The organism is Vibrio sp. 10N.286.51.C3 (assembly GCF_003050065.1).
Lineage (GTDB): Bacteria > Pseudomonadota > Gammaproteobacteria > Enterobacterales > Vibrionaceae > Vibrio > Vibrio crassostreae.
Map to the genome: position 1 here is coordinate 12,723 of NZ_PIGC01000001.1, position 23,733 is coordinate 36,455.

Genomic DNA, 23,733 nt, shown 5'->3' on the forward strand with positions numbered 1-23,733 from the left:
AGCACTTATGTTGAGTTATTCGCTCACAGGACGAGCGGTATCGATCACTTCTAATGGTATTGCTGAATCTTTAAGGATGTTGAGAATCTCTTCCGGTGGTTGCTTATTAGTAAACACCATGTGCGCTTGAGAGATATTGCCGAGCTTAACCATCGCGTTACGACCAAACTTAGTGTGGTCGACGGCTAAGAAGATACTGCGGCTGTTTTCGATGATAGCTTGTTTCACACGAACTTCGTGGTAATCAAAATCGAGCAACGAGCCGTCAAAGTCGATGCCACTGATGCCCAAGATACCGAAATCGAGGCGGAACTGCTTCACGAAATCGAGTGTCGCTTCACCAACAATACCACCATCGCGGTTACGTACTTCACCGCCCGCCAAGATAACCTTGATCTCTGGGTTCGGTAGAAGGATGCTCGCAACATTGATGTTGTTGGTCACGACTCTCAATTGTTTGTGATTTTTGTTGAGTGCGCGGGCGACTGATTCTGGTGTAGTGCCGATATCAACGAACAGGGTTGCACCATCAGGGATGTGTTTAACCAGTTCATCGGCAATCACGTCTTTTTCGTTGAAGTTAAGCGCTTTACGCGTGTTATAAGAGGTGTTTTCCGAGCTTAAAGGAATGGTTGCACCACCGTGATAGCGACGGATTTTGTTGCTATCGGCCAGTTCATTGAGGTCTCGTCTGATGGTTTGTGGGCTGACATCGAACTTTTCAACGAGCTCTTCGGTACTCACATATCCTTGTGTTTTTACCAGATCTACAATCTGCTGGTGTCTTGGTATCTGCTTCACTTAACTTACCACTCCCTGCGCGCAAAGGGCTCTAGCGCGTCAAAATCGAAAATATAAACTCACGCTATTGTGCTCGAATTGATGAAAAGAGAGAAGTAATGATGGTAAGGAATCATGTCTAAACCGCAAAAACGCTGCTCAAAACATGGAATTTGAGCCTGAAACGCAAAAAAGAGCACAAAATAGTGCTCTTTTTAGTTTCGTTTTCTGAGGTTCGAACAATCTAATCGACTAAGAAGGGATTATTCGTGCTCCTCTGTTAACTCAAGCTTAGATTACTCTTCGTCGTCATCGTGCAGTTCAGACCAAACCTGTGCACACTTGATAGCACGTTTCCAACCTTTGTAACGGCGGTTACGCTTCTCTTCGTCGTGGTGTGGCATGAATGTGCGGTTAAGAACGGCTTTGTCTTGAAGCTCATCAATGCTGTCCCAGAAACCAACCGCTAGGCCAGCAAGGTAAGCGGCACCCAGAGCGGTTACTTCCGTTACTTCAGGACGGTGAACTTCAGTATCCAGTACATCTGATTGGAATTGCATTAGGAAGTTATTCGCTACTGCGCCGCCATCAACACGTAGTTTCGCTAGCTTGATGCCTGAGTCAGCTTGCATCGCGTCTAGTACGTCACGAGTTTGGTAAGCAATGCCTTCCAACGTAGCACGGATGATGTGGTTCGAGTTAACACCACGAGTTAGACCAACAATCGTACCGCGAGCGTAAGCATCCCAGTATGGTGCGCCTAGGCCAGTGAATGCAGGAACCACGTAAACGCCGTTTGAAGAGTCTACTTTGGTTGCGAAGTACTCAGAGTCTTCTGCGCCAGCCAGTAACTTCATCTCATCACGTAGCCATTGGATTGATGCACCGCCCATGAATACCGCACCTTCCAGTGCGTATGCAGGTTCACCTTTAGGGCCACATGCCAGTGTTGTTAGTAGGCCGTTTTTCGAGGTTACTTTCTCTTGGCCTGTGTTCATCAGAAGGAAACAACCTGTGCCGTACGTGTTCTTCGCTTGGCCAGCTTCTACACACATTTGACCGTAAAGTGCAGCTTGTTGGTCACCCGCAATACCCGCGATTGGGATACGAGTACCACCTTTACCACCAAGGTTCGTTTGACCGTACACTTCAGAAGAACGCTTCACTTCTGGCATCATTGATGAAGGGATACCCATCTCATCAAGTAGCTTTTGATCCCAGCATAGGTCGTTGATGTTAAATAACATAGTACGTGACGCGTTAGTGTAATCCGTAACGTGTACACGTCCTTGAGTCATCTTCCAAACCAACCAAGTATCAACCGTACCGAATAGCAATTTGCCTGCTTCAGCGTCTTCGCGAGCACCTTCAACGTTGTCTAGAATCCATTTTACTTTTGTACCTGAGAAATACGGGTCAAGGACTAAGCCAGTATTGTCACGTACGTAGTCTTCTAGGCCACGTGCTTTTAGGTCTTCACAGATGTCTGCTGTACGGCGACACTGCCATACGATTGCGTTATAAACAGGCTTGCCTGTCTCTTTGTTCCAAACAATGGTGGTTTCACGTTGGTTAGTGATACCAATGCCTGCTAGCTCATCGCTGCGGATGCCTGCTTTAGCAAGTGCTTCAACCAATGTAGAGCTTTGAGTCGCCCAGATTTCCATTGGATCGTGCTCAACCCAACCGGCTTTTGGATAAATCTGAGTAAATTCGCGTTGAGAAGAGCTTACGATGTTTGCATCGTGGTCGAGGATTACAGCGCGAGAGCTTGTGGTGCCTTGGTCTAGGGCAACAATGTATTTTTGCTCGGTCATGGTAAGAATCCTTTTTCTTTTGTTATTTATATTTTAGTAAATGTAGGGTCGCTTAGGAATTAAGCTTGAGCTTGTTCAGCTTCTTCTTCTGTCTCACATTGGTTTGGAATTGTGCAGCCTTGGCCTTCAATTGGTAGGTAAGCACCGATAACACGTGGGTACAACCAACCACCAAAACACGCACCCGCAATTGGAGCAAGGATTGGAACGATGAAGTAAGGAATATCTCGAGCACCGCTTAGTGCGAAATCCCAACCTGCAAAGTAAGCGAACAGTTTTGGTCCAAAGTCACGAGCAGGGTTCATTGCAAAACCAGTCAGTGGACCTAAAGAACCACCAATTACCGCGATAAGAATACCGATCAGTAGAGGGTTCATCGCACCGCGAGATGCGCCGTTGTTCTCATCACCTAACGCTAAGATGGCAAACATCAACACTGCAGTAATCACGAATTCCACAGCAAAAGCGCCGAAGAAAGAGAGTGAAGCGTGTGGGTAAGTCGAGAAGATACCAGCAGTTGATAGTGCGTCTTGGCTGCTACGAACGAAGTTATGTGCGATTTCGTAGTCAGTAAATAGGTTGCTGTACAGGCTGTAAACCAATGCTGCAGAGCAGAAAGCGCCAAGCAGTTGCGAAATGATGTAAGGCACCACTTTCGCTTTATCAAAGCCATGGAACATGGCCAGCGCGATGGTTACCGCCGGGTTAATGTGTGCGCCTGAAACGCCAGCAGTACAGTAAATTGCAATCGCAACACCGAAGCCCCAGATGATACTAACTTCCCATTGTCCGAATGTTGCGCCAGTTAATACCAGTGCAGCCACACAGCCAACGCCAAAGAAGATGAGCAGGCCTGTACCGATAAATTCAGCCAAGCATTGCCCAAATAAAGAAGGGTGTTTGTTTGTTGTCATGTTCGAGTCCTTTTTAGTTTTGCTTATCTAGCACGTGTATTGTGCATAAATTTGCGAACTCGAAAATAAACGAACATCAAAAATGAGCGTTTGAACATAAAATTGTTAATTAAAGTCACTTGAAATGTTAATCCGAACACTTTTGTTCGGAAAAGATGCTCGCATGAACGTCATTGCTCGAATTGATAGGTTGCGAAGCCGCTAAAACTACCTATATGTAAATGAATGCGCAACTGGTACGAGGAGTTTATGTTTGGATTTGTGATGCTGATTCGCGAGTGGTGGTTTATTAAACTTGGATCTTGTGGGCCTATCCTAGTTCTCAAATGTTGGAAAAGCGTTAACAAACAAGGATGTACTTAAGCTATGACAAAAAATGCCAGATCCATACTGAATCTGGCAATTCGCTTGGTCTATCGCTCAGTGATGATATTTGAGCGAATTGGTGACTTAATTGAGAGCGCTAACTTTTCCTTGTGTAACAAAGTAGTCTCTTACTGAATCGTACGCCCAGTTAAATCCGATAGCGTAGAGTACAAAGAAAATGACTAGGCCGATGTCCATAATCAATACGGTTAGAAAATCTAGCTTCAACACCCACATCAAGACTGGCAGCGTTACAGTCATTAAACCAAGTTCAAATCCCAATCCGTGTAAAACTCGTGTTTTCTTGGTTCGTTTTGTTCTGTCTGCCCCGAAGATTTTGTCGTAGCCGTAGTTGTAGACGTAGTTCCAAGCCATTGCTATTAGCGACATCGCAAGTGCTAACCCCGCCATTTCCCCAGCTCCATTACCAGTAATGTAGGTTGCTAGCCCCGCCATCATGATCAGTGCGAACACTTCAAATAGCACCATATGTAGAATTCGTTCTTTGTGTGACATGTATTTTCTCTTTCTGTTGAATCTATATTTGCTGTTTGAAAGGCATATTATCTTTAATTATGATTATAGAAAGATAGTAACTATCACTAATGGTGATAATAGGTTGGTGGCATGTATAACATTGAACAGCTTAAAATGTTCGTTTACGCAGTAGAGCTGGGTTCTTTCTCAGCAAGCGCTCGTCATTTGGGGAAGGTGCAATCGGCGGTAAGCCAAGGCATCAGCAATCTTGAAATAGATTTCAATGTAGAGTTATTTGATCGTTCGACTCGCAAACCTTCGCTGACGAAAGAAGGGGAGCAACTGTTTAAACAAGTGAAAGCAATCGTCCTTCAGGTTGAAGATCTCAATGCTTCCGTTAGTGCGATAGGAACTGGCGAAGAAGGGCTTATTAAAATCGCATTAGACGATTCCTTGTTGGTCCCTAATCTATCTAGAATCCTAAGTGAATTCAGCCAACATTTCCCTGCGACAGAGGTTGAGTTGATCGCTTGTACCACCACCGAAGTGAATCCCTTTGTAGTTGAAGAGAAGGCAGACCTTGGTTTGATGTTCACCAACTTGGCTTTTGATGTAGGTTCTGAACCTTGCTTTATTGGGCATTTGCCGTTTGTTGCTGTGTGTCACCCAAGCCACAAGCTAGCCAAAACAGGTGTCGCGAAATTGTCTGATTTGTTGCCACATCGTCAGCTCATGCTAAGGGGCGATAAAGGTAAGATGATGGATCAGTTTCCACTCATAGCGGGCAAAGTATGGTGGTCAAACAGTTTTATCGTCATCAAAGAAATGATCCTCGGTAGTGACGTCGGTTGGGCATACTTACCTAAACACCTTGTTGAAGAAGAGCTGAGTAAACAGCGCTTAGTTGAGGTGAACGTCTCATTTGACCACAAAACGTGGTCGCCTCCGGTTGATTTGGTTTTATCTAAAACACGCTCGAAGGGGCCTGCATTGCTATGGCTTGAACAAGCATTGAAAGGCCTATTAGACGAAACATAAGCTGGATGAGACTTAAATTGGATGAACTAGAATAAAGAAAAGGCTCACAAAGTAATTTGTGAGCCTTTCTGTTTAAAGCGATACTCGATTTTCTAGTTCGCAGATTTCACTGTTAGACCGTTGTAGTATTTGCCTTTCATCTTAAGTGCAACGTTCACTAGGTAAATCAATACTGGCACTTCAATCAGTGGACCGATAACGCCTGCAAACGCTTGGTCTGAATTGATACCGAATACTGAGATAGCAACGGCAATCGCTAGCTCGAAGTTGTTGCCTGTCGCTGTGAATGCGATTGATGCGTTCTTGTCGTACTCAATGCCCATCTTCTTGCCAATGAAGAAGCTGATGAAGAACATCGCTGTGAAGTAGATAGTCAGTGGAACAGCAATCAACAATACGTCCATTGGCAGTTCAACAATCATCTCGCCTTTTAGGCTGAACATCAGCACGATAGTCGCCAGTAGAGCAATCAGTGTGATTGGTGAGATACGTGGAATGAACACATCGTTGTACCACTGCTCACCTTTCATCGACACTAGGATCTTACGGCTTAAGAAGCCCGCTAGGAATGGTATACCTAGGTAGATAAGAACACTGTGTGCAATATCGATCATTGAGATATCAACCATCATGCCTTCGTAACCAAATACTGGTGGAAGAACGCTGATGAATAGCCACGCCATAAAGCTGTAGCTCACCACTTGGAATGCACTGTTTAGAGCAACTAATGCCGCACCGTATTCTTTGTTACCACCGCCGATGTCGTTCCAAACCAGAACCATTGCCACACAACGAGCAAGACCAATCAGAATCACACCGACCATGTAACCTGGGTGGTCGCCTAAGAATGTTAGCGCCAACACAAACATCAGAATTGGGCCGACAAACCAGTTCATGATCAAAGATAGTTTGATCGCTTTCTTATCTTTTACCACTGTGCCTAGCAGGTTGTAGTTAACCTTAGCCAGAGGTGGGTACATCATTAAGATAAGGCCAATTGCCAGTGGAATGTTGGTTGTGCCAACAGACATTGATTCGTTCCACTGTTCGATTTGTGGAAACAAGGTGCCAAGCAGTACACCAATGCCCATGGCGATGAAGATCCACAGCGTTAAGTAGCGATCGAGAAAACCTAATTTTGGTTTCATTATATTATCTCTTTGGTTGTTATCGTTAATCGTCGAAAAGCGATATTTAAAGGCAAAAAATACGCTTAGTTTATTGTGTTCGACAAACTAAGCGTGGTTAATCTATTTTAATATGGTGTCTATCAGCGACTCAAATTGCTGAATATTATCTCGATTAATTCGGTAGCACATCTTCGGTGGTATTGATTCAGCAGTGATGAAGCCTGAGGTTTTCAAGATTCTTAGGTGCTCTGATACGGTTGACTGAGCTAAACCTAATTCGCTAACCAAGTCACTGTTCAAACAGCCCCCCGATTTTTCTAACGTTGAAAGGATACTCAATATACGAACTCTTGCTGGGTGAGCGAGCGCTTTAGCCAGAGCGGCCATTTGTGTTTCAGCTTCGGCATCACCATGTCCGATTGGCAGAGCACAGCCACCAGTTGTAGGGCAAGTTTCGTTCATATTGATGTTTCGTTTTCTATAATCGTTAAAAGACGATTAATAGTAAGCCCATTTTATATAAGGGTCAATGTGATCTTTCAATTTGCTTCTAAATTTGATGTCAAAATCCATATTTATCATTGAAATTCAATGGACTAAGACTTGGATGAACCAAACCAGTATAACGGCCACTTTTGTTCTGAATAGCTGTTATTCAATAGCGCACCAATACCAACCAAAGCGATGCTGCCTACTAATACGGGAGTGAATAAGAACATCCAATCCACATGTGCGGTACCTGCCAAAGCTATCACAATCGGATTGGCGCCAGCGGGTGGGTGAACCGCTCGACAGTATTGCATTAGCATGATGGATGAGCCGACAGCGATAGCCATAGTCAAATAAGAATCCCCAAAGCCATATAACGCGATTAAGCCCACAGCAGCTGAAATAAAGTGTCCCGCAATGACGTTTCTAGGTTGAGCTAACGGCGATGTTGGCACCGCAAACAGCAGTACGCTCGTCGCACCAAATGGAGCCATTAACCACGGGAACCCAGAACTTTCGGCTAATAGACACAAGGTCAAGATACCGAGCGTACCGCCAATAAAACCTTTAATAAGCTGGCTAATGCTTGCTTTCGGAGGAAGGGCTCCACCACCAGATAGTTTGTTGATCATAATCGTTTCCTCTTCGTTATCTCTTTTATATTAAGTGTACAGATCTGTACCATTTGATTTGGATGATACAGATCTGTACACTTCTTGCAATGATAAATTGAGCTCTACGATTTCAGAGCGATTTGAGGTTGATGAACGATGAGTAAAAAAGATTTGATTCTGGATGTAGCAGAGTCGTTGTTTAATCAGTTTGGTTATACCGCTGTTGGGGTGGATATGATCCGAGACGAAGCGGCGGTTTCCAAAACATCTATGTACCGCCATTTTGGCTCGAAAACCAAGCTGATTGAAGCTGTGTTAGAAAGGCGTCATCAGCGTTTCGAGTCGAGTTTAGAAGCGGCACTATTATCAACTTCTGGATTACAAAACCAACTGGATGCGCTGTTAGATTGGCATCTTGCGTGGTTTGAACAACCTGACTTCAAAGGCTGCATGTTCATGCACGCGCTAGCCGAATTTAAAGAGTCGGAAGATGACATTACGATGCTCTCGCGACAGCACAAGGTTTGGCTCAAAAACAGCATTCGTGATGTGGTAAGAGGTAATGAAGAAGTAGACACTGCAATACTCGAATTACGCAGTGAATCGGTTATGACTTTTATCGAAGGACTTATTGTAAGAGGTGAATTTGGTCAGCTTGATTCAAAGTCAGACTCAAACAGACAAGCCTACCGAAAAGCATTGCATTCACTGGCTATTCTAGCGATATAATCGAACGCAGAACCGTTACACAAGATAACGAAAAATCATAATTTACACTTTAATCTTTACTTATAGGTAAGCCCTGAAATGCCACAACAGAACATCAAATTTATCGCTGCTGATATGGACGGCACTCTGCTTAATGAACACGGAAAGTTAGACCCAGAATTCTTCAATCTTTATGAGCGACTAGAAGCTCAAGACATCATTTTTGCGGCGGCATCGGGTCGTCAGTACTACAGCTTGATGGAAACATTTTCTCCGCTAAAAGATCGCATGATGTTCGTTGCTGAAAATGGCACATTGGTGATGCACAAAGGGCAAGAGCTCTACAGCTGCTTACTTGATACTGATGCCATCAAAGAGATCATTAAAGAAGCGCGTGCTATTGAAGGTGCACACGTTGTACTTTGTGGTAAGAAGTCAGCATACATCGAAACCAAAGACGAACGTGCTTTAGCGGAGATCTCTAAGTACTACCATCGCCGTGCGCAAGTAGAAGACTTACTGGCGGTAGAAGACGATTTCATCAAGGTGGCTATCTGCCATTTTGACGGTTCACAAGAGAAAGTGAACCCAAGTATTAATGCCAAGTTTGGTGAGAACTACCAAGTGGTTGTCAGTGCAAAAATTTGGTTGGACGTGATGAACGCTGAAGCGTCGAAAGGTGCGGCGATTAAACATCTACAGAACACATTAGGTTTCACTTACGAGCAAACCATGAGTTTTGGTGATTACCTCAATGACTTGGAAATGCTAAAAGAGAGCTACCACTCTTACGCGATGGAAAACGCACATCCAAAGTTAAAAGAGATCGCACGTTTTGCTGCGCCAAGTAACGTTGATGCGGGTGTGTTCCAAGTGCTTGAGAAGTTGCTAGCGTAACGCTCTTAAGCTCCAACAGATTTTTATCAAAGCCAACTCGTGAACATGAGTTGGCTTTTTTGTTGGCTACAGGTGCTGTGACTGGTATTAGTTAAATTTGAACGATTGTTCAGGTTGTTGTAGTCTGAAGATAAATTGGATGCCTGCTTTTACTGCAGACATGCCTTATCAATGAGCATTTGGAATGACGATGAGCAAGAAACTTCAACTTGATATTATTTCTGACGTAATGTGCCCGTGGTGCGTGGTCGGTTACAAAAACTTAGAGCAAGCTATTGTTGAACTTGGCTTAGCGGAGCAAATTGAACTTGAATGGCAGCCGTTTGAGCTTAACCCTGATATGCCGCAAGAAGGTGAAAACCTGCGTGACCATATCATGAGAAAATACGGATCTAGCGCAGAAGAGAGTCAAAGTTCACGCGAACAGCTTGCGGCGCGTGGCAAAGCGGTTGGTTTCGATTTCAATTTCTATGACAGCATGAGAATGGTTAATTCACGTCACCTACATGTGCTGCTCGATTTCGCGTTGGCGCATGGCAAACAGGCTGAGTTAAAGCTACGCTTCTTTACTGCTCATTTTTCAGAGCAGAAAGATCTGTCTGATCTTGAGGTTATCGCGCAAGAACTTGAAGTGGTTGGCTTAGACTCAACGAAGGCACTGAAGTGCCTAAAGAACATCGATAACTTGAAGCAAATTGAAGCGCAAGAGTTTGAATGGCAACGCATGGGCATCTCTGCGGTACCTACTGTGGTATTTAACCGCAAGAGTGCAGTCACTGGTGCGCAGACGGTCGAAACGTACAAGCAGATCCTTCAAGAGCTTATTGCTGAATCATAAGCCGATCATTGGTATCAATTAGAGTCTGAATTTCATGGAATCATTGTCACTCGCTCAAGCACAAAAAATTGTACTGCTTTCGCAAAAGCTGCCACCTAAAAAGCAATGTAATGGGGGCGCTTTGGCGAACACGCTGTCTGCGCTTGAAAACCTTGGCTATGTGCAAATTGATACCATTTCCGTGATTCAGCGAGCCCACCACCATACGTTGTGGAATCGCAATCAAGACTACCAACTGAATCACCTTGATAAGTTGTTAGAGCGTCGTGAAGTGTTTGAGTATTGGTCGCACGCCGCCGCGTATTTACCCATGCGAGATTATCGTTTCAGCTTGCATCGAAAGAATGGATTTACGAGCGGTAAGCTTAAGCATTGGTATAAAAAGGATGATGCACTGATGGCGCATGTTCTCAAACGTATTGAGAACGAAGGGCCATTAATGGCGAAAGACTTTGAGGGGGATAGACCAAACCCCAGCGGATGGGGCGGTAAACCTGCCAAACAGGCACTAGAAACTTTGTTTATGCAAGGTGACTTAATGGTGCCGAGCCGAGTGAACTTCCATAAGGTGTATGACCTTACCGAGCGAGTTTTGCCGAGTGGCATTGATACCTCAGAACCTACGGAACAAGAGTACATCGAGCATCTAATCACGCGTTATTTAGAAGCCAATGGTGTGGGAATAGCGTCGGAAATGAGCTATCTACTCAAGAACACTAAACCTCTGATTCAGAAAACACTCCAACAGATGCTTGAAGATAAGCAGGTTCTGAAAGTAGATATTCAAGGCTCTGGCTACTATGTCCTACCAGGTGCTTTTGATCTGCTGAATCTGCCGCTTTCTAGAACCAAGCTAAAGATACTGTCTCCGTTTGATAACCTGCTGATTCAACGAAAGCGAATGCAATCATTGTTCAACTTTGACTACCTCCTTGAGTGCTATGTGCCAGAGGCCAAGCGTCAGTTTGGTTACTTTAGTTTGCCGATTCTGTGGCAAGGTAATCTGGTGGCGCGAATGGATTGTAAGGTCGACAGGAAGACCCGTTTACTCAATATTCGTAACTTGGTTGTTGAAGATAGAGTTAAAACTCATGAGTCATTGATTCACGCTTTATGCGAAGAACTAAAGCACTTCATGGTGTTTAACCAATGTGATGAGATGATCGTCCATAACACCACACCTTACGATCTTGGCAAGCGCTTGATGAGCCATTGGCAAACAGTCTAGCGGTCTTTGTTGTTTAGAAGCGCTTAGTTACTCAGCAAACGCAGCTAACAAGAACTCGACAAAGGTTCTGTTCTTCAACGACAGTTGCTTGGTTTTGTAGAGCAAGTGAATCGGCTTTGGTAACGGCGCCATGCCGGGTAGGATTTCCAACAGCGCTCCACGTTTAATCTCTTTTGCGACTAAGATTGTCGGTTGCAACAACACGCCCACACCTTGTAGGGCGGCATATCGCAACACATCCCCATTATTCGACATCAAGCGCACACGTTCTTTGTTCGGTGTGGCGTGAGGGGCTTGAGGGGCTTGGCTGCTGTAACTGAACCCAAGCGACGGGTGCTGCGCCAAGTCTTCTAATACTCTGATCTCAGCATGTTGGTTAAGGTAATCGGGCGCCGCGCAATAACACATCTTATAGTCCCCTAAATACCTTGCGACCAAGCTTGAATCGGATAGGTCACCAATTCGCACAATCAAATCAATGTCGGATGAGTAAGGATCAACAAGATCATTATTCAACATCAGCTCAACGTTAATGGTTGGGTGATGTGCGAGAAACTTAGCTACGATAGGGGCAAGTACCTTGTTGCCGTAGGTGACGGGGCAGTTAATCTTTACCGTGCCTTGCGGCTGATTTTCCAAGGTTTGAATCAGGTTTTCAGCATTGCTGATATCTTCGAGAATTCGCTTACACTCACGATAGTAAAGCTGCCCTGAGTCGGTTAACGATTGCTTACGCGTGGTGCGGTGGATCAGCTGAGAGTTCAAACTGGTTTCTAAGGAATGGACATGCTTACTGATCATGGTCGCCGACAGGTTGAAGTGGTTTGCGGCGCTACGAAAGCTGCCCTGTTCCACTACGTAGACGAAGACTTTCATGCTGGTTAACTTATCCATTAAACACTCTTGGTTGATAAACAATAAACAAAAGGTGAGTTTATCAATTATTAGGGGTTAATTATATTAATGGCAAACCGATAATTAACTAAAATAAGAGCGTGAAATGCCTCAAATGAATGAAATCATCTTTGTTACTGCCGAACTTAAGATCAAAACCAACATAGAGCGAGCTGCTGCGATCGAAGCCATCGAACAGTTTTGTTTAGACATGCAAAGCGAACCGGGCTGCCTACAAGCGATTGCAACCTATGATCAAAGCCAAAGCGATCGTGTGATCTTGCTTGAACAATACGCAAACCGCGAGGCGATCAATCAGCACTTTGTGATGCCTCATACCCAAGCGTTTATTGAGCGTGGCATTACCGAGTTGGTTCAAGCATTCGAAACGCAACGTGGACCTATCAAAGCACAAGAGCAGGAGATCTAAGACATGAAATGGGGAATCCTAGGAACTAGCTTTATCTCAGGCGTAATGGCGGATGCGATCAAAGGCGATGCTCAAAGCGAGCTGTATGCCGTTGCTGGTCGTACTGAAAAAACACTAAACGAGTTTGCTGCCCAATACCAACCAACACGAACCTTCAACAGCTATGACGCCTTGATTGAAGATGAGTCAGTCGACATCATCTACATTGCTCTGCCAAACCATGTTCATCATGAGTATGTGATTAAAGCGGCTCAAAAAGGCAAAGCGATCTTGTGTGAAAAGTCTCTGTCGGTTGATATGGAAAAAACCGAGCAAGCTCTGCGAGCGGTAAAAGCATCTGGCGTGTTCTTCGCAGAAGGTTTGATGTATCTAAATCACCCGCTTATCGCTAAGCTTCATCAAGAATTAGCGACAGGTGAGATTGGTGAAGTGCGCTCAATTCAGGGTTCATACGTTGCTGCGATTGACCAGTTCGTTAACCCTGCGAGCAAAGGCGCGTTGTACAACTTAGGTTGTTACCCAATGTCACTGATTCACTCTGTCGCGCAACACCAGTTTGGTGAGAGTGTGTTTGATGACGTGCAGATTTCAGCCATTGGCCGACGTGGTCAAGATGGTAACATCTGCGAGTCATCGGCGATGATGCGCTTCAACGACCACTTCACAGCGCAAATCCATACTGCAGAAGACCACGGTTTAAAGCATGGCTTTACGATTTTAGGCAGTAAAGGCTGTATCATTCTCGACACCAACCCATGGTTACCGACCGAAGACAACACATTCACGGTTGAGATCTACGAAACATCGACACGTGAAGTAAAAGTCGAAGCGCAAGGCGATGGCTTCCATTATCAAGCGCGCAATATCCGCCAAGCAGTTGAGCGAGGTGACACACAACTTGCAGCACCCATGGCGACTCATCAAGACTCTCGCGTAATCATGAAGTTACTGACGGATTGGGAACAAGCGGCGAGCTAGTTTCTTTGCTAATTCCTGTACACGCCTCATACTTGGTAGCTTTGTAAGCTATCAAGCATGAGGTGTTTCTCTAATCCTTCTCGCCCATTATCCTCAATAAATACTTTGCATTTGAAACAGTCGCAGTGTCCAATATCGGTTGAGACTACATTGATCGAAAAACCTTATTTTTAAGATGTTAAATAGGAAGTTTGCTGTATGCGTAAATCAGATAAGAAGATCGAAAATCAGATCAGAGACGTGCTAACTGACGTTTGTGAAGACACGCTAAAAGGCTTCGATGGTTTTTTGTGGGTGACTCACTCGGTCAACTTCTCTTCATTTCCGCAAAGTTTGAAAATCGTCTGTGTATTCGATACCAATCAGGATAGAGCGAATTTCTTAAATGGCGAAGGTCAACAGAGTGTCTCTGAGTCTATTCAACAAGCGTTCAATCAAGTTGGAATTGCATTAAAGAATATCGACAAGCATGTTAGCTACGATACGCAGGAAAATTGCGACCGCGACCATCAAGGAAAGTGGAACAAGAGGCTTTAGTGCTCTTGCTTCTTTAGAATCCCTCAACTGTGTCGTGATAAAAAGGTCGTGAAATGAATAAAGCTCAAATATCGCTTAACAAGAACACACTGCTAGGTGTGTTCGAGCAATTTTTGATACTAGCTCTGTGGCTGCTAGTAGGAAGTGTCGTTTGGTCTGTTTGGTTTATGTGGGGGATTAACGTTGTCCCCTTTGACGATCCTTACCTCTCTGATACTGAGTATCAACGTCTCATTAAGCAAGAAACTCAGCTGATCAATATCGGCTTATGGGTAGGTAAGCTCTATACCGCGTGTGCGGTGATGTTTTTTATTGTACGCGTTAGGAAAGTGCTTCGAGCCTCAAGCGATGGATGAAATCCGTTTGGGTTATGACATTACTGGTATCTACTAGTATTTGTTCTCATTGATTGACTAAAAATCTACGAAACGAGATGTCGCTATCCATAAACTTAATTAATCAACAAAGCCGTTGGCAAGCGAACCGAAGAGAAGAAAGCCTACGCGAGGTAGGCTTTGATTGTCGTTATTTAATTGCGGTACAGAAGCTGACGTCTGAATGTTGAGTTTGCGGATCGTAGCTGTGGTAAAGCTCAAAACAAGGTCGATCGTCTGTTTCAATACCGGACTCAATGACGTTACTCATTAAATCATCCCACGCTTTGGCATATTGGCCGATTTCGGTAATCGTTTGTCTCATCACCGCATATTGCCCGCCGGGAAAGTCCTTCAGTTCGATACCGCTGGGTACTTCCACATCTTCAGGGACCATTAAACAAATGTCTGTTCGGCACTTATCTGTCGGTGTAATTTCTGGATTGTCATGATAAATGAACATACAGGTATTGCCTGATAACCCTTTAATTTCTGCCCATTGATAAAGACGACCGCTTGGCTCTTCATACCCTTGTCCATAGGGACCTGTTACTCGCACATACGCCAGTTTTGATGGTTCGAATTGTTGTGTTTTCATTGTCATGCTCCATGTTGAAAGTTCGGAGTCAGTATATGAATTGCCGACGACTGCATCGGTTCCATTCTTGCGCAACGTGTGTCCAATCTTGCTATTTCGAGTTAACTCACCGAAAGCTTGGTAGTCTTCACAATCACGAAAGGCACTAGGCGTCATACCAAAGTGTTGCTTGAAGGCTTTGGCAAAGCTTTGAGACGATGAGAATCCATAATCCAATGCAATATTAATAATAGGTTGTTTGGATTTGAAGAGATCGTTGGCTGCCGCTTCAAGTCTCAGCCGTCTGGTGAAATCAGCAAGCGTCTCGCCTTGAACGGCCTTAAAAGTACGATGAAAATGGTAGGGTGAAAAGTTGGCTAATGCCGCGACTTCGATCAGGTTAAGCGGATCGTTAAAGTGCTTCTCTAAATAGCGTATAACGGGAACAAGCCGCTTATGATAGTCAACGTACATCTCTTTATTTACCACTCTCTGTTGTCATCGTTCTTGTTTAGATGACCGAGACTAGCCTATCCAAATTGAGTTTCAACAGTGTGGCGTTGAAACTGAGATTCGATGCAGCAAATCTCAGCCCGTTCTGAGCTTTAAGTTCTGATAATCTTCTGTCTTCCAAACTGCTTTATTCTCATTTTGAGAAAATCTGAGCTGATTTTTCGTTAGCCGGAGATACTTGGTTTCCAAATAAAATTAAAATCACAAAAATTTATCTTTTCCTTAATATCTTGATTTTTAATCGACATTTTCTCGTTTTCCTTACCACCGATGAAACAAGACAGACGAGCACTTGAACAATTCAGCAATGTAGTCGATACTTTTTTCGTATTTTGATTCCTAAATTGACACGTAAGTTGGCTGACTTTTCGTCTTGTGATTTAAGGCATGACAGTATCGATTAGGAAATATGATTCATGAAAACCTACACTTCTGGGCTGCTCGCATTCATACCGTCATGTTTAATCGCTGGCTACGCTTTTGCTGTTGGTATAGCAGTTGTGCTGCCAGGGCAACATGAAGCTGGTGTTGATCTTTCGGGCTCCCCACTATCTGCGAATGCTGTCATTGATTGGGAAATTACCAACAGTGATATTGTCTTCGGTGCCTATGCCGACAAAGCCGACAATGAGCGGGCTACGACAATTGGTTATATGTACAACCAAGTCATGGCGATGAACTCGGGTTGGTTGGAGAACGATCTCCGTAACCAAGCTGAGGTAGAAGGCCTCAATTTCGAAGATTATTTCCTACACTTTTCTGAAGATACTGTCATTGCCGAAGTTGATAATACTCACGGTGAAAACACTCTACTAAATCGCAAGCCCATGATCGTCGGTTATACCTCAGGTGAAGATCATGCTGGATTTTGGCTGTATCAAGAGCCTCCATGGGATGCCGATGTGTTTGAGAATTTTGAACAGGGCGGGGCTTTGTACGTCTATCATGCCGAGCAGTTCGAACGGCTGACCTTCAATTTCTCACAGTTTGCTGGCAGCGGAGAACTCTGGATTGAATACCCAACGGTTATTGATTCTCGCGGAATGGTGTCTCGGTGGGAAAGGCTTGATATTAAGAAAGACAGAACCCTCAATATGACCAAAAACCAGTCTGTGATTTGGAACCTACCTAATGATTGGGTGAGAGCGACAACTCATGATGGGAGCGGTGCGAGTTATGGTGGCGGCCAGTATTTTGGTTCAACCTTTTTGAGAGATGGTGGGCGCTTATACGTTGTGAGAGTTCGTTGGCAAAGTGAGAACGCTGACGACAGGCCGCGTTTAAAAGAAGTAGAACTCAAAAACAGTTTTCCAACCGTCAAATTAACCGATGCCCCGAGCACAACACCGGATGGCGATGCTATCAGCCAATGGCGCAAAATCCGCGGTTTTGATGTGTCTGCAGACCTAGATGGCGATAACTACTTGTCGCCGAGCGAGTATCGAAATCGAACTAATAAGAACGCGACAGCGCGTTTTCGTTGGGAATCAAGAGTGGTGCCATTTGGTCGAATGTGGAGCGCTAATTCATCTTGGTCGTTAACGAACGTCGCAAACACGGATTATCTATCTGCTATTCATCGCTACTATAAGCAAAGCTGGGAAAGCCAAGGTTTGAATGGTGCGTACAACGACGACACAAATAAACTCATTGGTTCGAACCAGTTCTATGTTCATTCTGGCGGGCATGTTCAAGAGTTAGGAGCAGTTGCGGGTTCGAATCAAGCAGACGATCTCTACAAACAACAATTTTCAGCGTTTCTGAAAAATCTATCTGCTTTAGAAAGTGATGCGTCGATTGGGTTGAACATCGGAACCGCGAACTTGCTGGGTCGAAATGGACAGTCTCATCTTAGCGAGGCGGGATCTCTGTATTTACGAGAGCACTACATTTTTCCGTCTACTGGGTTTAGTGGTTACTCGGGGATCTCTAAATTCTGGGATAATTCTGCGCTCGCCTATAATGGGCAAAGTGTTATCTTTCAGGCGACAACGCGTTATGGACGAGTTCAATATCTTGGAAATAGTGAAGATAACTGGAAGCAAGACCAATACTCGACCCTAGCGATTTATCACCTCAATCGACACGCTCAACATAGCTACTTTAATCAGTGGAACAATGGTTACGTTTATGGAAGTGGTAACACGACTGCAGATACTTTCTGGCAAAGTGGTGTCCCTAAAAACATCGCCTATCAACCAAGTTCGTTATTGGCTGTTGATTTGGGAGAGCCGAGTCATCATATCCCACAAGGCTTTGAGCCGATTCCTTTGATGCTATCGACAATGACACCTCAACCCGCTGACTACACCATCGTTGGCGATTCCTCGATGAATGAAATGGTGCATGCTGATCTGCCCCATGGAATGACTCACGTTCTACCGACGTTCACGTACTTTATATATCAATCTGATAATCAGGTGGTCGCTGGTGGTCCTGAGGACATGGTGTTAGCGAGAGAGTTCGATAAGGGTCGAGTGTTGTACCGTACAGATTTCCACGGTAAGAACGCGAGCTTTTATGAGACAGAGAAGCTGACGGTTGTATTGGACGTACCGATGAAGCCTGTCGATGCAAACGGCAACATCGGAGAATATGTCACGCAAATAGAAATAGGTGGCTATGAAGGGCTGTTCTTACTTTATTAAAACCAATGCGAATGAGCACTCTCGAATCAGAGCAGACTAGAGCTTAGGTTCGGGATATCAGCTTATTCTTTTTACACTGCTTAAACTCTTTGGCGATCCACGATTGCTCGTTTAATCCATTGTCGATTAAAGCAAAAAGGTAGCCATCGACTTTGCTTGAAGCCGCAGGATATTCTTGAAAAGCGTGCTTAGGGTAGCCGGGGTAATCCGTTTCGTATTGAGCGTCTAACTCCTTACCGAGTTGACGCCATTTTACAAATAACTCTGAAGAGGACGTTTCAACCTTATATTGGCCTAAAATACGTTGGTGATGGGTTAGCGCCACTTTAGCGCAGTGGTTGATCTGTACGACTTTTTGTATCAATTCAACTTGTTCTTCACTCATGGTTTTCGCCAGTACATTCTCTTGTTCGATACGCGTCATTCGCTCACCAAACGTTTCAGCATGGGTGGGAAACACAAAAGTAAGCGGTAAAGCTAATATCAAAAGGCGCTTGTTGAACATAACCAAACTCGTTAAAAGGATTCGTGGCTATTATGCCGTCCGCTGATAATATTATTAATGAATATAGAAACTTAATTGTAAGAATTATTTTTATCGAGTGGATAAATAGATGGTTTTGGAGTTTTGGTATTCAGGCTCTGAATGTTTGATTGGTGAGCCTGAAGCTGATGGGGGGAACAGTTACGAGTTAATGACCTTAATACCTTTATCTTGAAGCTCATCAATCACACTACTCGAAAGATCAATATCGGTGATCACGCCATCAAGCGCACTTAAATCTAAGGCGTGGAAAGTAGCGATGCGCCCGTATTTGGTTGAGTCTGAAATCAGATAGTTTGAATGAGCTGCTTGAACAATGGCTTGTTTGACTAATACCTTATTTTCACAAGGTGTCGAGAGCCCTTTTAGATTCCAAGATGAAGAAGAGATAAACGCAATATCAATATTCATCCCTGCTAAGAACTCCGCTACTTTGCCCCCAATACTCGATTGATTTTCACGGTCAATCTTACCACCAGTATGGTAAATCTCAGATTGTGTACTGTTCATTAGGTACGCGGCAATCGCGAAGTCATTGGTGATGATAAGCAGATCATCTCGCCCTGCAAGTTGGTGGGCGATCTCCAAAGAGGTGGTTCCGGCGTCTAAGTAGATAGTCGAATACTCAGGAACTAATTGAGCAGCTAGTTGACCTATTTGAGCTTTTTCGTTTGCTTGCTGTTCTACCTTGATGTCGTGTGACAATTCACTGTGAAGTGCTTTAGTCAGCTGAACGCCACCCGAAACTGAAATCACTTTCCCTGATGTCTCTAGCTTTACGATATCTCGACGAATGGTCATATGAGACACCTCTAGGTGCTCAACAAGCTCAGAAATACTGATCACTTCTTGATGTGATAATAGTGACAAAATGGTTCTCTGACGTTCTGCTGGAATCATGATTCTTCTTCTATGTTCTTATTTTTCATTATCCTATCAACCTTTCGTTGTTTTGTGAATATCTGTGAATATCTGTTGTGATATAGCAGTAAGAACTGTGATTGTTGCGGAAATTACCATTATCTAATGCCTCGAAAGGGGTAAATCACCCATGCATGTTAACTTTTGTTAAAAGTGTGACTTGTCACTAAGTCGCATTCGGTTGCTTCACATATAATCACAAACATAAACAATAGTTAACAAATTTAAAATTCAATAATTACGTGAAAGGCATCTTGTTATGAGTGAAGTTCAATCTGTTGGTGTTATCGGTTTAGGTTCAATGGGCATGGGCGCAGCTAAGTCATGTGTGCGTGCAGGGCTTGATGTATATGGTTTCGATTTGAATCCGCAAGCGCTTGAAACCTTGTGTGAATATGGTGCAAAAGCGGTATCGACGAATGCGGTTGAGTTTGCAGACAAACTTGATTCTGTTTTGGTACTCGTTGTGAATGCTGCTCAAGTTAACACGGTACTGTTTAAGACTGGTCTTGCGGCGGCACTAAGACCTAACACGCCAGTTATGGTCTCGGCAACGATCTCAGCAGAAGACGCGAAACAAATCGAAGCTCAGCTTGCTGAACATGATCTTGTGATGCTTGACGCACCTGTTTCAGGTGGTGCAGTAAAAGCAGAAGCAGGTGAAATGACTATCATGGCTTCAGGTGCGATTACTACATTCGAGGCATTGGCTCCTGTACTCGATGCGACGGCGGCAAAAGTTTACAACATCGGTGAAGCTATTGGCCTTGGTGCGACTGTAAAGATCATCCACCAATTACTTGCAGGTGTTCACATTGCTGCAGGCGCTGAAGCAATGGCATTAGCAGCTCGCGCGAATATCCCTCTAGATCTGATGTACGACGTTGTGACTAACGCAGCGGGTAACTCGTGGATGTTCGAGAATCGTATGAAGCACGTTGTTGATGGTGATTACTCTCCAAAATCTATGGTCGATATCTTCGTAAAAGACTTGAACTTGGTATCGGATACCGCTCAAGACCTAAAATTCCCGCTTCCACTATCAAGTGCAGCACTGAATATGTTTTTAACTGCGAGTAATGCTGGCTTTGGTCAAGAAGACGATAGCGCAGTAATCAAAGTGTTCCAAGGCATTGACCTACCGGGTGTTAATACACCAAAAGTGGAGAAGTAATCATGTTATTAGGTGTTATTGCAGACGATTTTACAGGTGCAACAGACATTGCTGGTTTCTTGGTTGAAAACGGGATGCGCACTATTCAATTGAACGGCATTCCGAAGGGTGACTTTGATGCTTCAGCGGATGCGGTCGTGATCAGCCTTAAATCTCGCTCTTGCCCGGTAGATGAAGCGGTAACCGATTCGGTGACTGCGCTTAAATGGCTCCAATCTCAAGGCTGCCAACAGTTTTACTTCAAATATTGCTCGACGTTCGACAGCACAGCTGAGGGCAATATCGGTCCCGTAACCGATGCACTTTTGGCTGAGCTTGGCGAATCTTTCACTGTGGTTTGTCCTGCATTGCCCGTTAATGGTCGCACGGTTTACAACGGTCACTTGTTTGTTTTTGGTGAGCTATTAAGTGATTCAGGCATGCGTAATCACCCGGTTACACCGATGACAGATTCCAGTGTCGTTCGAATGATGGATGCACAATCAGAGGGTGTTTCTGGCTTGGTTAACTTCCAAACCATTGAACAAGGCTCTGATGCAGTCACCGCTCGTTTTGATGAATTAAAAGCTCAAGGCAACCGTTATGCGGTCGTTGATGCTTTTAACGCAGAACACTTGGTGACGTTAGGCCAAGCCGCTAAATCTCTGAAGTTAATCACAGGTGGTTCAGGCTTAGCAGCGGGCATAGCAAAAAACTGGATTGAACATCTTGCTGACCAAAGCGACGCAAAAAACGCAGGTAGCCCAATAAAAGCGCCAACGGTTGTGTTCTCGGGTTCTTGCTCGGTAATGACTAATCAACAAGTTACAGCTTACAAGCAACTCGCTCCTCATTTCGCTATCGACGTGAAGGCATGCTTAACCAACGATCAATACGCCAATGAAGTATTCGATTGGGTGATGACTAACAACCAAGGTGAGCTTGCTCCTTTGGTGTATGCAACCGCGGATGCGGCTGCACTGAAAGCCATTCAAGAAGAATACGGTGCACAAGCTTCAAGCCATGCCGTAGAGCAATTTTTTAGCCAGTTAGCTATCAAGCTACAACAACATGGCGTGAAAAATTTCATCGTTGCTGGTGGTGAAACCTCAGGTGTTGTGACGCAAAGTTTAGCGGTTAAAGGTTTTCATATCGGTCCTCAAATCGCACCGGGTGTGCCTTGGGTTAAGTCGGTTGAAGGTGAGCTTTCATTAGCACTTAAATCGGGCAACTTTGGTGACGAGAATTTCTTCGCTAAAGCGCAATCATTCTTTTCATAAGCGAGATTCAGATGAGTAAAGTTTTGATGAACGAGCAGCAGTTAAGAGAGCAAATGGTAACGCTCGCTCGTTCGATGTTCGAACGAGGTTACGCTACAGGCGGTGCGGGTAATCTCTCTATCAAATTACCTAATGGGCATTTTTTGGCAACACCAACCGGCTCTTCATTTGGTCGCCTTGTCGCTGAGGAATTGTCGGTTGTTGATATTGATGGCAACCATATATCAGGTAAAAAACCGTCAAAAGAAGCCGCGTTTCACCTAGCGATTTATAGAAACAACGCAGAGTGCAATGCGATTGTGCACCTGCATTCAACATACCTGACTGCACTTTCATGCCTTGAAGGGTTGGATCGCAACAACGCGATTAAGGCGTTTACGCCGTACTTTGTGATGCGAATTGGTGAACTACCTGTGATTCCTTACTTGCGCCCAGGAGATCCTCAGATCGCTGAAGAGCTTGCAAAGCGAGCTGGCGACTACCGAGCCTTTTTGTTGGCGAATCATGGTCCAGTAGTAACAGGCACTGACTTTGTCGATGCCGTGGACAATGCAGAAGAGTTAGAAGAGACCGCCAAGTTAGCGTTTTTACTGAACGACAAAGACATCCGTTACCTCACTGATGAAGAAGTGATGGATCTAAAAGGGAGAGGCAAATAATGTCTAAATTCGCAGCAAACCTAACCATGCTATTTACAGAAGTGCCATTTTTGGAGCGTTTTGAGAAAGCACACCAAGCTGGTTTTAAAGCGGTGGAATACTTATTCCCTTACGCGTTTGAAGCTGAAGAACTGGCAGAAAAAATGCAGAAATTTGGTTTTGAACAGGCGCTTTTCAATATGCCCCCAGGTGATTGGGATGCAGGTGAACGTGGCTTTGCAGCGATTCCCGGCCGTGAAGAAGAGTTTAAAGCCAGCGTTGATACGGCACTTATGTACGCTAAAGCCCTGAACTGCAAGAAAATTCACGCGATGTCGGGTCTACATGATGCGAATTTCACGAGACAGCAACACGTTGAAACCTTTATCTCAAACATTCGTTTTGCCGCAGATAAGTTTGCTGAGCAAGACATTGAATTGATGATTGAACCGCTGAATAGCCGTGATGTTCCTAATTACTTCGTAGCTCACCAACGTGATGCTGTCGAACTTATTAAGCTGGTCGATAGGTCAAATGTGAAGCTGCAACTTGACCTGTACCACGCACAAATCATGGATGGCGATTTAAGTACTTTGATTCGTGAGGTTGCCGCTTATACCGGTCATATCCAAATTGCTTCTGTACCAGAAAGACATGAACCATCGGAAGGCGAACTGAACTACCCACACTTATTTAGTGTTTTGGATGATTCGGGTTATCAAGGTTGGATTGGCTGTGAATACACCCCAAAAAATACAACTGAAGCCGGTTTGGAATGGGTTAAACCCTATTTATAGAAGCAGCCAGCTTGAGCCTTTAAGGCAGATTTGAACTCGTAAAAATAAGATAAAGCGGCCCAAAATAAAAGTCGCTGCACAATAAAGTGCTGCGGGCGGTACTCCTATGCCTCTCGCATGCAAACCCTACACAACAAATAGTACAAAAAGGAA

25 protein-coding genes are annotated in these 23,733 nt (G+C 44.4%); 14 read left to right on the forward strand and 11 right to left on the reverse strand.

The window, feature by feature from the left end:
* Window positions 1-15 precede the first annotated feature (15 nt).
* The 4 genes from CWO27_RS00060 to CWO27_RS00075 all read right to left on the reverse strand — a co-directional run bounded on the left by CWO27_RS00060 (window position 16) and on the right by CWO27_RS00075 (window position 4,393).
* A complete protein-coding gene (locus CWO27_RS00060) occupies window positions 16-801 on the reverse strand; it encodes a DeoR/GlpR family transcriptional regulator (protein WP_004732237.1) in 786 nt (261 codons plus the stop codon).
* Window positions 802-1,076: 275 nt separating this feature from the next.
* Entirely contained in the window at window positions 1,077-2,597 is a 1,521-nt protein-coding gene (gene glpK, locus CWO27_RS00065; RefSeq protein ID WP_102478795.1) for a glycerol kinase GlpK, read from the reverse strand.
* Window positions 2,598-2,656: 59 nt separating this feature from the next.
* Window positions 2,657-3,511: an MIP/aquaporin family protein gene (locus CWO27_RS00070; protein WP_102478794.1), complete on the reverse strand. Its 855-nt coding sequence runs from the start codon at window positions 3,509-3,511 to the stop codon at window positions 2,657-2,659.
* Between the two features lie 450 nt (window positions 3,512-3,961).
* Window positions 3,962-4,393, reverse strand: a complete 432-nt coding sequence (locus CWO27_RS00075) for a PACE efflux transporter (RefSeq protein WP_055319949.1) — start codon at window positions 4,391-4,393, stop codon at window positions 3,962-3,964.
* Window positions 4,394-4,504: 111 nt separating this feature from the next.
* Between CWO27_RS00075 and CWO27_RS00080 the strand changes: the two genes are divergently transcribed.
* Window positions 4,505-5,392 carry a LysR family transcriptional regulator gene (locus CWO27_RS00080; RefSeq protein WP_102478793.1) on the forward strand — a complete coding sequence of 296 codons (888 nt, stop codon included), beginning with the start codon at window positions 4,505-4,507 and terminating at the stop codon, window positions 5,390-5,392.
* A 92-nt stretch (window positions 5,393-5,484) separates the two neighbouring features.
* Here the strand turns inward: CWO27_RS00080 and arsB are convergent, their stop codons facing one another.
* The 3 genes from arsB to CWO27_RS00095 all read right to left on the reverse strand — a co-directional run bounded on the left by arsB (window position 5,485) and on the right by CWO27_RS00095 (window position 7,643).
* Window positions 5,485-6,540, reverse strand: coding sequence for an ACR3 family arsenite efflux transporter (arsB, locus tag CWO27_RS00085; protein ID WP_102478792.1), 1,056 nt, complete (start codon window positions 6,538-6,540; stop codon window positions 5,485-5,487).
* 102 nt (window positions 6,541-6,642) lie between these two features.
* On the reverse strand, window positions 6,643-6,984 hold the full coding sequence (locus tag CWO27_RS00090; protein ID WP_060980666.1) for an ArsR/SmtB family transcription factor: 342 nt from the start codon (window positions 6,982-6,984) through the stop codon (window positions 6,643-6,645).
* A 134-nt stretch (window positions 6,985-7,118) separates the two neighbouring features.
* Window positions 7,119-7,643 (reverse strand): HPP family protein, encoded by a 525-nt coding sequence (locus CWO27_RS00095; RefSeq protein WP_102478791.1) that lies wholly within the window; start codon window positions 7,641-7,643, stop codon window positions 7,119-7,121.
* 138 nt (window positions 7,644-7,781) lie between these two features.
* Here CWO27_RS00095 and CWO27_RS00100 point away from each other — a divergent pair, with 138 nt between their 5' ends.
* From CWO27_RS00100 to CWO27_RS00115, 4 genes are all read left to right on the forward strand, one after another.
* Window positions 7,782-8,354: a TetR/AcrR family transcriptional regulator gene (locus tag CWO27_RS00100; protein ID WP_102478790.1), complete on the forward strand. Its 573-nt coding sequence runs from the start codon at window positions 7,782-7,784 to the stop codon at window positions 8,352-8,354.
* Between the two features lie 78 nt (window positions 8,355-8,432).
* Window positions 8,433-9,230, forward strand: coding sequence for a Cof-type HAD-IIB family hydrolase (locus CWO27_RS00105; RefSeq protein ID WP_102478789.1), 798 nt, complete (start codon window positions 8,433-8,435; stop codon window positions 9,228-9,230).
* A gap of 190 nt (window positions 9,231-9,420) precedes the next feature.
* Window positions 9,421-10,068, forward strand: coding sequence for a DsbA family oxidoreductase (locus CWO27_RS00110; protein WP_107898472.1), 648 nt, complete (start codon window positions 9,421-9,423; stop codon window positions 10,066-10,068).
* A 34-nt stretch (window positions 10,069-10,102) separates the two neighbouring features.
* Window positions 10,103-11,296, forward strand: a complete 1,194-nt coding sequence (locus CWO27_RS00115; RefSeq protein WP_102478788.1) for a winged helix-turn-helix domain-containing protein — start codon at window positions 10,103-10,105, stop codon at window positions 11,294-11,296.
* 27 nt (window positions 11,297-11,323) lie between these two features.
* Here the strand turns inward: CWO27_RS00115 and CWO27_RS00120 are convergent, their stop codons facing one another.
* Window positions 11,324-12,190, reverse strand: coding sequence for a LysR substrate-binding domain-containing protein (locus tag CWO27_RS00120; protein ID WP_102478787.1), 867 nt, complete (start codon window positions 12,188-12,190; stop codon window positions 11,324-11,326).
* 106 nt (window positions 12,191-12,296) lie between these two features.
* On the opposite strand from CWO27_RS00120, the gene CWO27_RS00125 reads away from it, so the two are divergent.
* The 4 genes from CWO27_RS00125 (at window position 12,297) to CWO27_RS23685 (ending at window position 14,491) form a co-directional block, all read left to right on the forward strand.
* Window positions 12,297-12,620 (forward strand): putative quinol monooxygenase, encoded by a 324-nt coding sequence (locus tag CWO27_RS00125; protein ID WP_017072302.1) that lies wholly within the window; start codon window positions 12,297-12,299, stop codon window positions 12,618-12,620.
* A gap of 3 nt (window positions 12,621-12,623) precedes the next feature.
* On the forward strand, window positions 12,624-13,598 hold the full coding sequence (locus CWO27_RS00130; RefSeq protein WP_102478786.1) for a Gfo/Idh/MocA family protein: 975 nt from the start codon (window positions 12,624-12,626) through the stop codon (window positions 13,596-13,598).
* 198 nt (window positions 13,599-13,796) lie between these two features.
* The gene (locus CWO27_RS00135) at window positions 13,797-14,135 is read left to right on the forward strand and encodes a Fis family transcriptional regulator (protein WP_102478785.1); all 339 of its coding nucleotides are present in this window, start codon (window positions 13,797-13,799) and stop codon (window positions 14,133-14,135) included.
* Window positions 14,136-14,188: 53 nt separating this feature from the next.
* A complete protein-coding gene (locus CWO27_RS23685) occupies window positions 14,189-14,491 on the forward strand; it encodes a hypothetical protein (RefSeq protein WP_240698013.1) in 303 nt (100 codons plus the stop codon).
* Window positions 14,492-14,660: 169 nt separating this feature from the next.
* On the opposite strand, the gene CWO27_RS00145 is transcribed toward CWO27_RS23685, so the two are convergent.
* Complete coding sequence (locus CWO27_RS00145; protein ID WP_102431785.1) at window positions 14,661-15,560, reverse strand: AraC family transcriptional regulator; 900 nt, start codon at window positions 15,558-15,560, stop codon at window positions 14,661-14,663.
* A gap of 455 nt (window positions 15,561-16,015) precedes the next feature.
* On the opposite strand from CWO27_RS00145, the gene CWO27_RS00150 reads away from it, so the two are divergent.
* Window positions 16,016-18,247, forward strand: coding sequence for a hypothetical protein (locus CWO27_RS00150; protein ID WP_102478784.1), 2,232 nt, complete (start codon window positions 16,016-16,018; stop codon window positions 18,245-18,247).
* A 43-nt stretch (window positions 18,248-18,290) separates the two neighbouring features.
* Here the strand turns inward: CWO27_RS00150 and CWO27_RS00155 are convergent, their stop codons facing one another.
* Window positions 18,291-18,752, reverse strand: a complete 462-nt coding sequence (locus tag CWO27_RS00155) for a hypothetical protein (RefSeq protein WP_102478783.1) — start codon at window positions 18,750-18,752, stop codon at window positions 18,291-18,293.
* A 180-nt stretch (window positions 18,753-18,932) separates the two neighbouring features.
* Window positions 18,933-19,691: a DeoR/GlpR family DNA-binding transcription regulator gene (locus tag CWO27_RS00160; protein ID WP_102479567.1), complete on the reverse strand. Its 759-nt coding sequence runs from the start codon at window positions 19,689-19,691 to the stop codon at window positions 18,933-18,935.
* A gap of 280 nt (window positions 19,692-19,971) precedes the next feature.
* Between CWO27_RS00160 and ltnD the strand changes: the two genes are divergently transcribed.
* From ltnD to otnI, 4 genes are read left to right on the forward strand one after another with little or no spacing between them, the layout of a single operon-like run.
* A complete protein-coding gene (gene ltnD, locus CWO27_RS00165) occupies window positions 19,972-20,886 on the forward strand; it encodes an L-threonate dehydrogenase (protein ID WP_102479566.1) in 915 nt (304 codons plus the stop codon).
* A 2-nt stretch (window positions 20,887-20,888) separates the two neighbouring features.
* Window positions 20,889-22,145: a 3-oxo-tetronate kinase gene (gene otnK, locus CWO27_RS00170; RefSeq protein WP_102479564.1), complete on the forward strand. Its 1,257-nt coding sequence runs from the start codon at window positions 20,889-20,891 to the stop codon at window positions 22,143-22,145.
* An 11-nt stretch (window positions 22,146-22,156) separates the two neighbouring features.
* Window positions 22,157-22,804: a 3-oxo-tetronate 4-phosphate decarboxylase gene (gene otnC / locus CWO27_RS00175; protein ID WP_170960800.1), complete on the forward strand. Its 648-nt coding sequence runs from the start codon at window positions 22,157-22,159 to the stop codon at window positions 22,802-22,804.
* A complete protein-coding gene (gene otnI / locus CWO27_RS00180) occupies window positions 22,804-23,580 on the forward strand; it encodes a 2-oxo-tetronate isomerase (RefSeq protein ID WP_102479562.1) in 777 nt (258 codons plus the stop codon). Before otnC ends, otnI begins: the two co-directional genes overlap by 1 nt.
* Window positions 23,581-23,733 lie beyond the last annotated feature (153 nt).

Excerpts from the sequence above, each read along its gene's own strand:
- glpK (WP_102478795.1), bottom strand. The coding sequence starts at position 2,597 with ATGACCGAGCAAAAATACATTGTTGCCCTAGACCAAGGCACCACAAGC.
- CWO27_RS00070 (WP_102478794.1), bottom strand. The coding sequence starts at position 3,511 with ATGACAACAAACAAACACCCTTCTTTATTTGGGCAATGCTTGGCTGAA.
- CWO27_RS00075 (WP_055319949.1), bottom strand. The coding sequence starts at position 4,393 with ATGTCACACAAAGAACGAATTCTACATATGGTGCTATTTGAAGTGTTC.
- CWO27_RS00080 (WP_102478793.1), top strand. The coding sequence starts at position 4,505 with ATGTATAACATTGAACAGCTTAAAATGTTCGTTTACGCAGTAGAGCTG.
- arsB (WP_102478792.1), bottom strand. The coding sequence starts at position 6,540 with ATGAAACCAAAATTAGGTTTTCTCGATCGCTACTTAACGCTGTGGATC.
- CWO27_RS00090 (WP_060980666.1), bottom strand. The coding sequence starts at position 6,984 with ATGAACGAAACTTGCCCTACAACTGGTGGCTGTGCTCTGCCAATCGGA.
- CWO27_RS00095 (WP_102478791.1), bottom strand. The coding sequence starts at position 7,643 with ATGATCAACAAACTATCTGGTGGTGGAGCCCTTCCTCCGAAAGCAAGC.
- CWO27_RS00100 (WP_102478790.1), top strand. The coding sequence starts at position 7,782 with ATGAGTAAAAAAGATTTGATTCTGGATGTAGCAGAGTCGTTGTTTAAT.
- CWO27_RS00105 (WP_102478789.1), top strand. The coding sequence starts at position 8,433 with ATGCCACAACAGAACATCAAATTTATCGCTGCTGATATGGACGGCACT.
- CWO27_RS00110 (WP_107898472.1), top strand. The coding sequence starts at position 9,421 with ATGAGCAAGAAACTTCAACTTGATATTATTTCTGACGTAATGTGCCCG.
- CWO27_RS00115 (WP_102478788.1), top strand. The coding sequence starts at position 10,103 with ATGGAATCATTGTCACTCGCTCAAGCACAAAAAATTGTACTGCTTTCG.
- CWO27_RS00120 (WP_102478787.1), bottom strand. The coding sequence starts at position 12,190 with ATGGATAAGTTAACCAGCATGAAAGTCTTCGTCTACGTAGTGGAACAG.
- CWO27_RS00125 (WP_017072302.1), top strand. The coding sequence starts at position 12,297 with ATGCCTCAAATGAATGAAATCATCTTTGTTACTGCCGAACTTAAGATC.
- CWO27_RS00130 (WP_102478786.1), top strand. The coding sequence starts at position 12,624 with ATGAAATGGGGAATCCTAGGAACTAGCTTTATCTCAGGCGTAATGGCG.
- CWO27_RS00135 (WP_102478785.1), top strand. The coding sequence starts at position 13,797 with ATGCGTAAATCAGATAAGAAGATCGAAAATCAGATCAGAGACGTGCTA.
- CWO27_RS23685 (WP_240698013.1), top strand. The coding sequence starts at position 14,189 with ATGAATAAAGCTCAAATATCGCTTAACAAGAACACACTGCTAGGTGTG.
- CWO27_RS00145 (WP_102431785.1), bottom strand. The coding sequence starts at position 15,560 with ATGTACGTTGACTATCATAAGCGGCTTGTTCCCGTTATACGCTATTTA.
- CWO27_RS00150 (WP_102478784.1), top strand. The coding sequence starts at position 16,016 with ATGAAAACCTACACTTCTGGGCTGCTCGCATTCATACCGTCATGTTTA.
- CWO27_RS00155 (WP_102478783.1), bottom strand. The coding sequence starts at position 18,752 with ATGTTCAACAAGCGCCTTTTGATATTAGCTTTACCGCTTACTTTTGTG.
- CWO27_RS00160 (WP_102479567.1), bottom strand. The coding sequence starts at position 19,691 with ATGATTCCAGCAGAACGTCAGAGAACCATTTTGTCACTATTATCACAT.
- ltnD (WP_102479566.1), top strand. The coding sequence starts at position 19,972 with ATGAGTGAAGTTCAATCTGTTGGTGTTATCGGTTTAGGTTCAATGGGC.
- otnK (WP_102479564.1), top strand. The coding sequence starts at position 20,889 with ATGTTATTAGGTGTTATTGCAGACGATTTTACAGGTGCAACAGACATT.
- otnC (WP_170960800.1), top strand. The coding sequence starts at position 22,157 with ATGAGTAAAGTTTTGATGAACGAGCAGCAGTTAAGAGAGCAAATGGTA.
- otnI (WP_102479562.1), top strand. The coding sequence starts at position 22,804 with ATGTCTAAATTCGCAGCAAACCTAACCATGCTATTTACAGAAGTGCCA.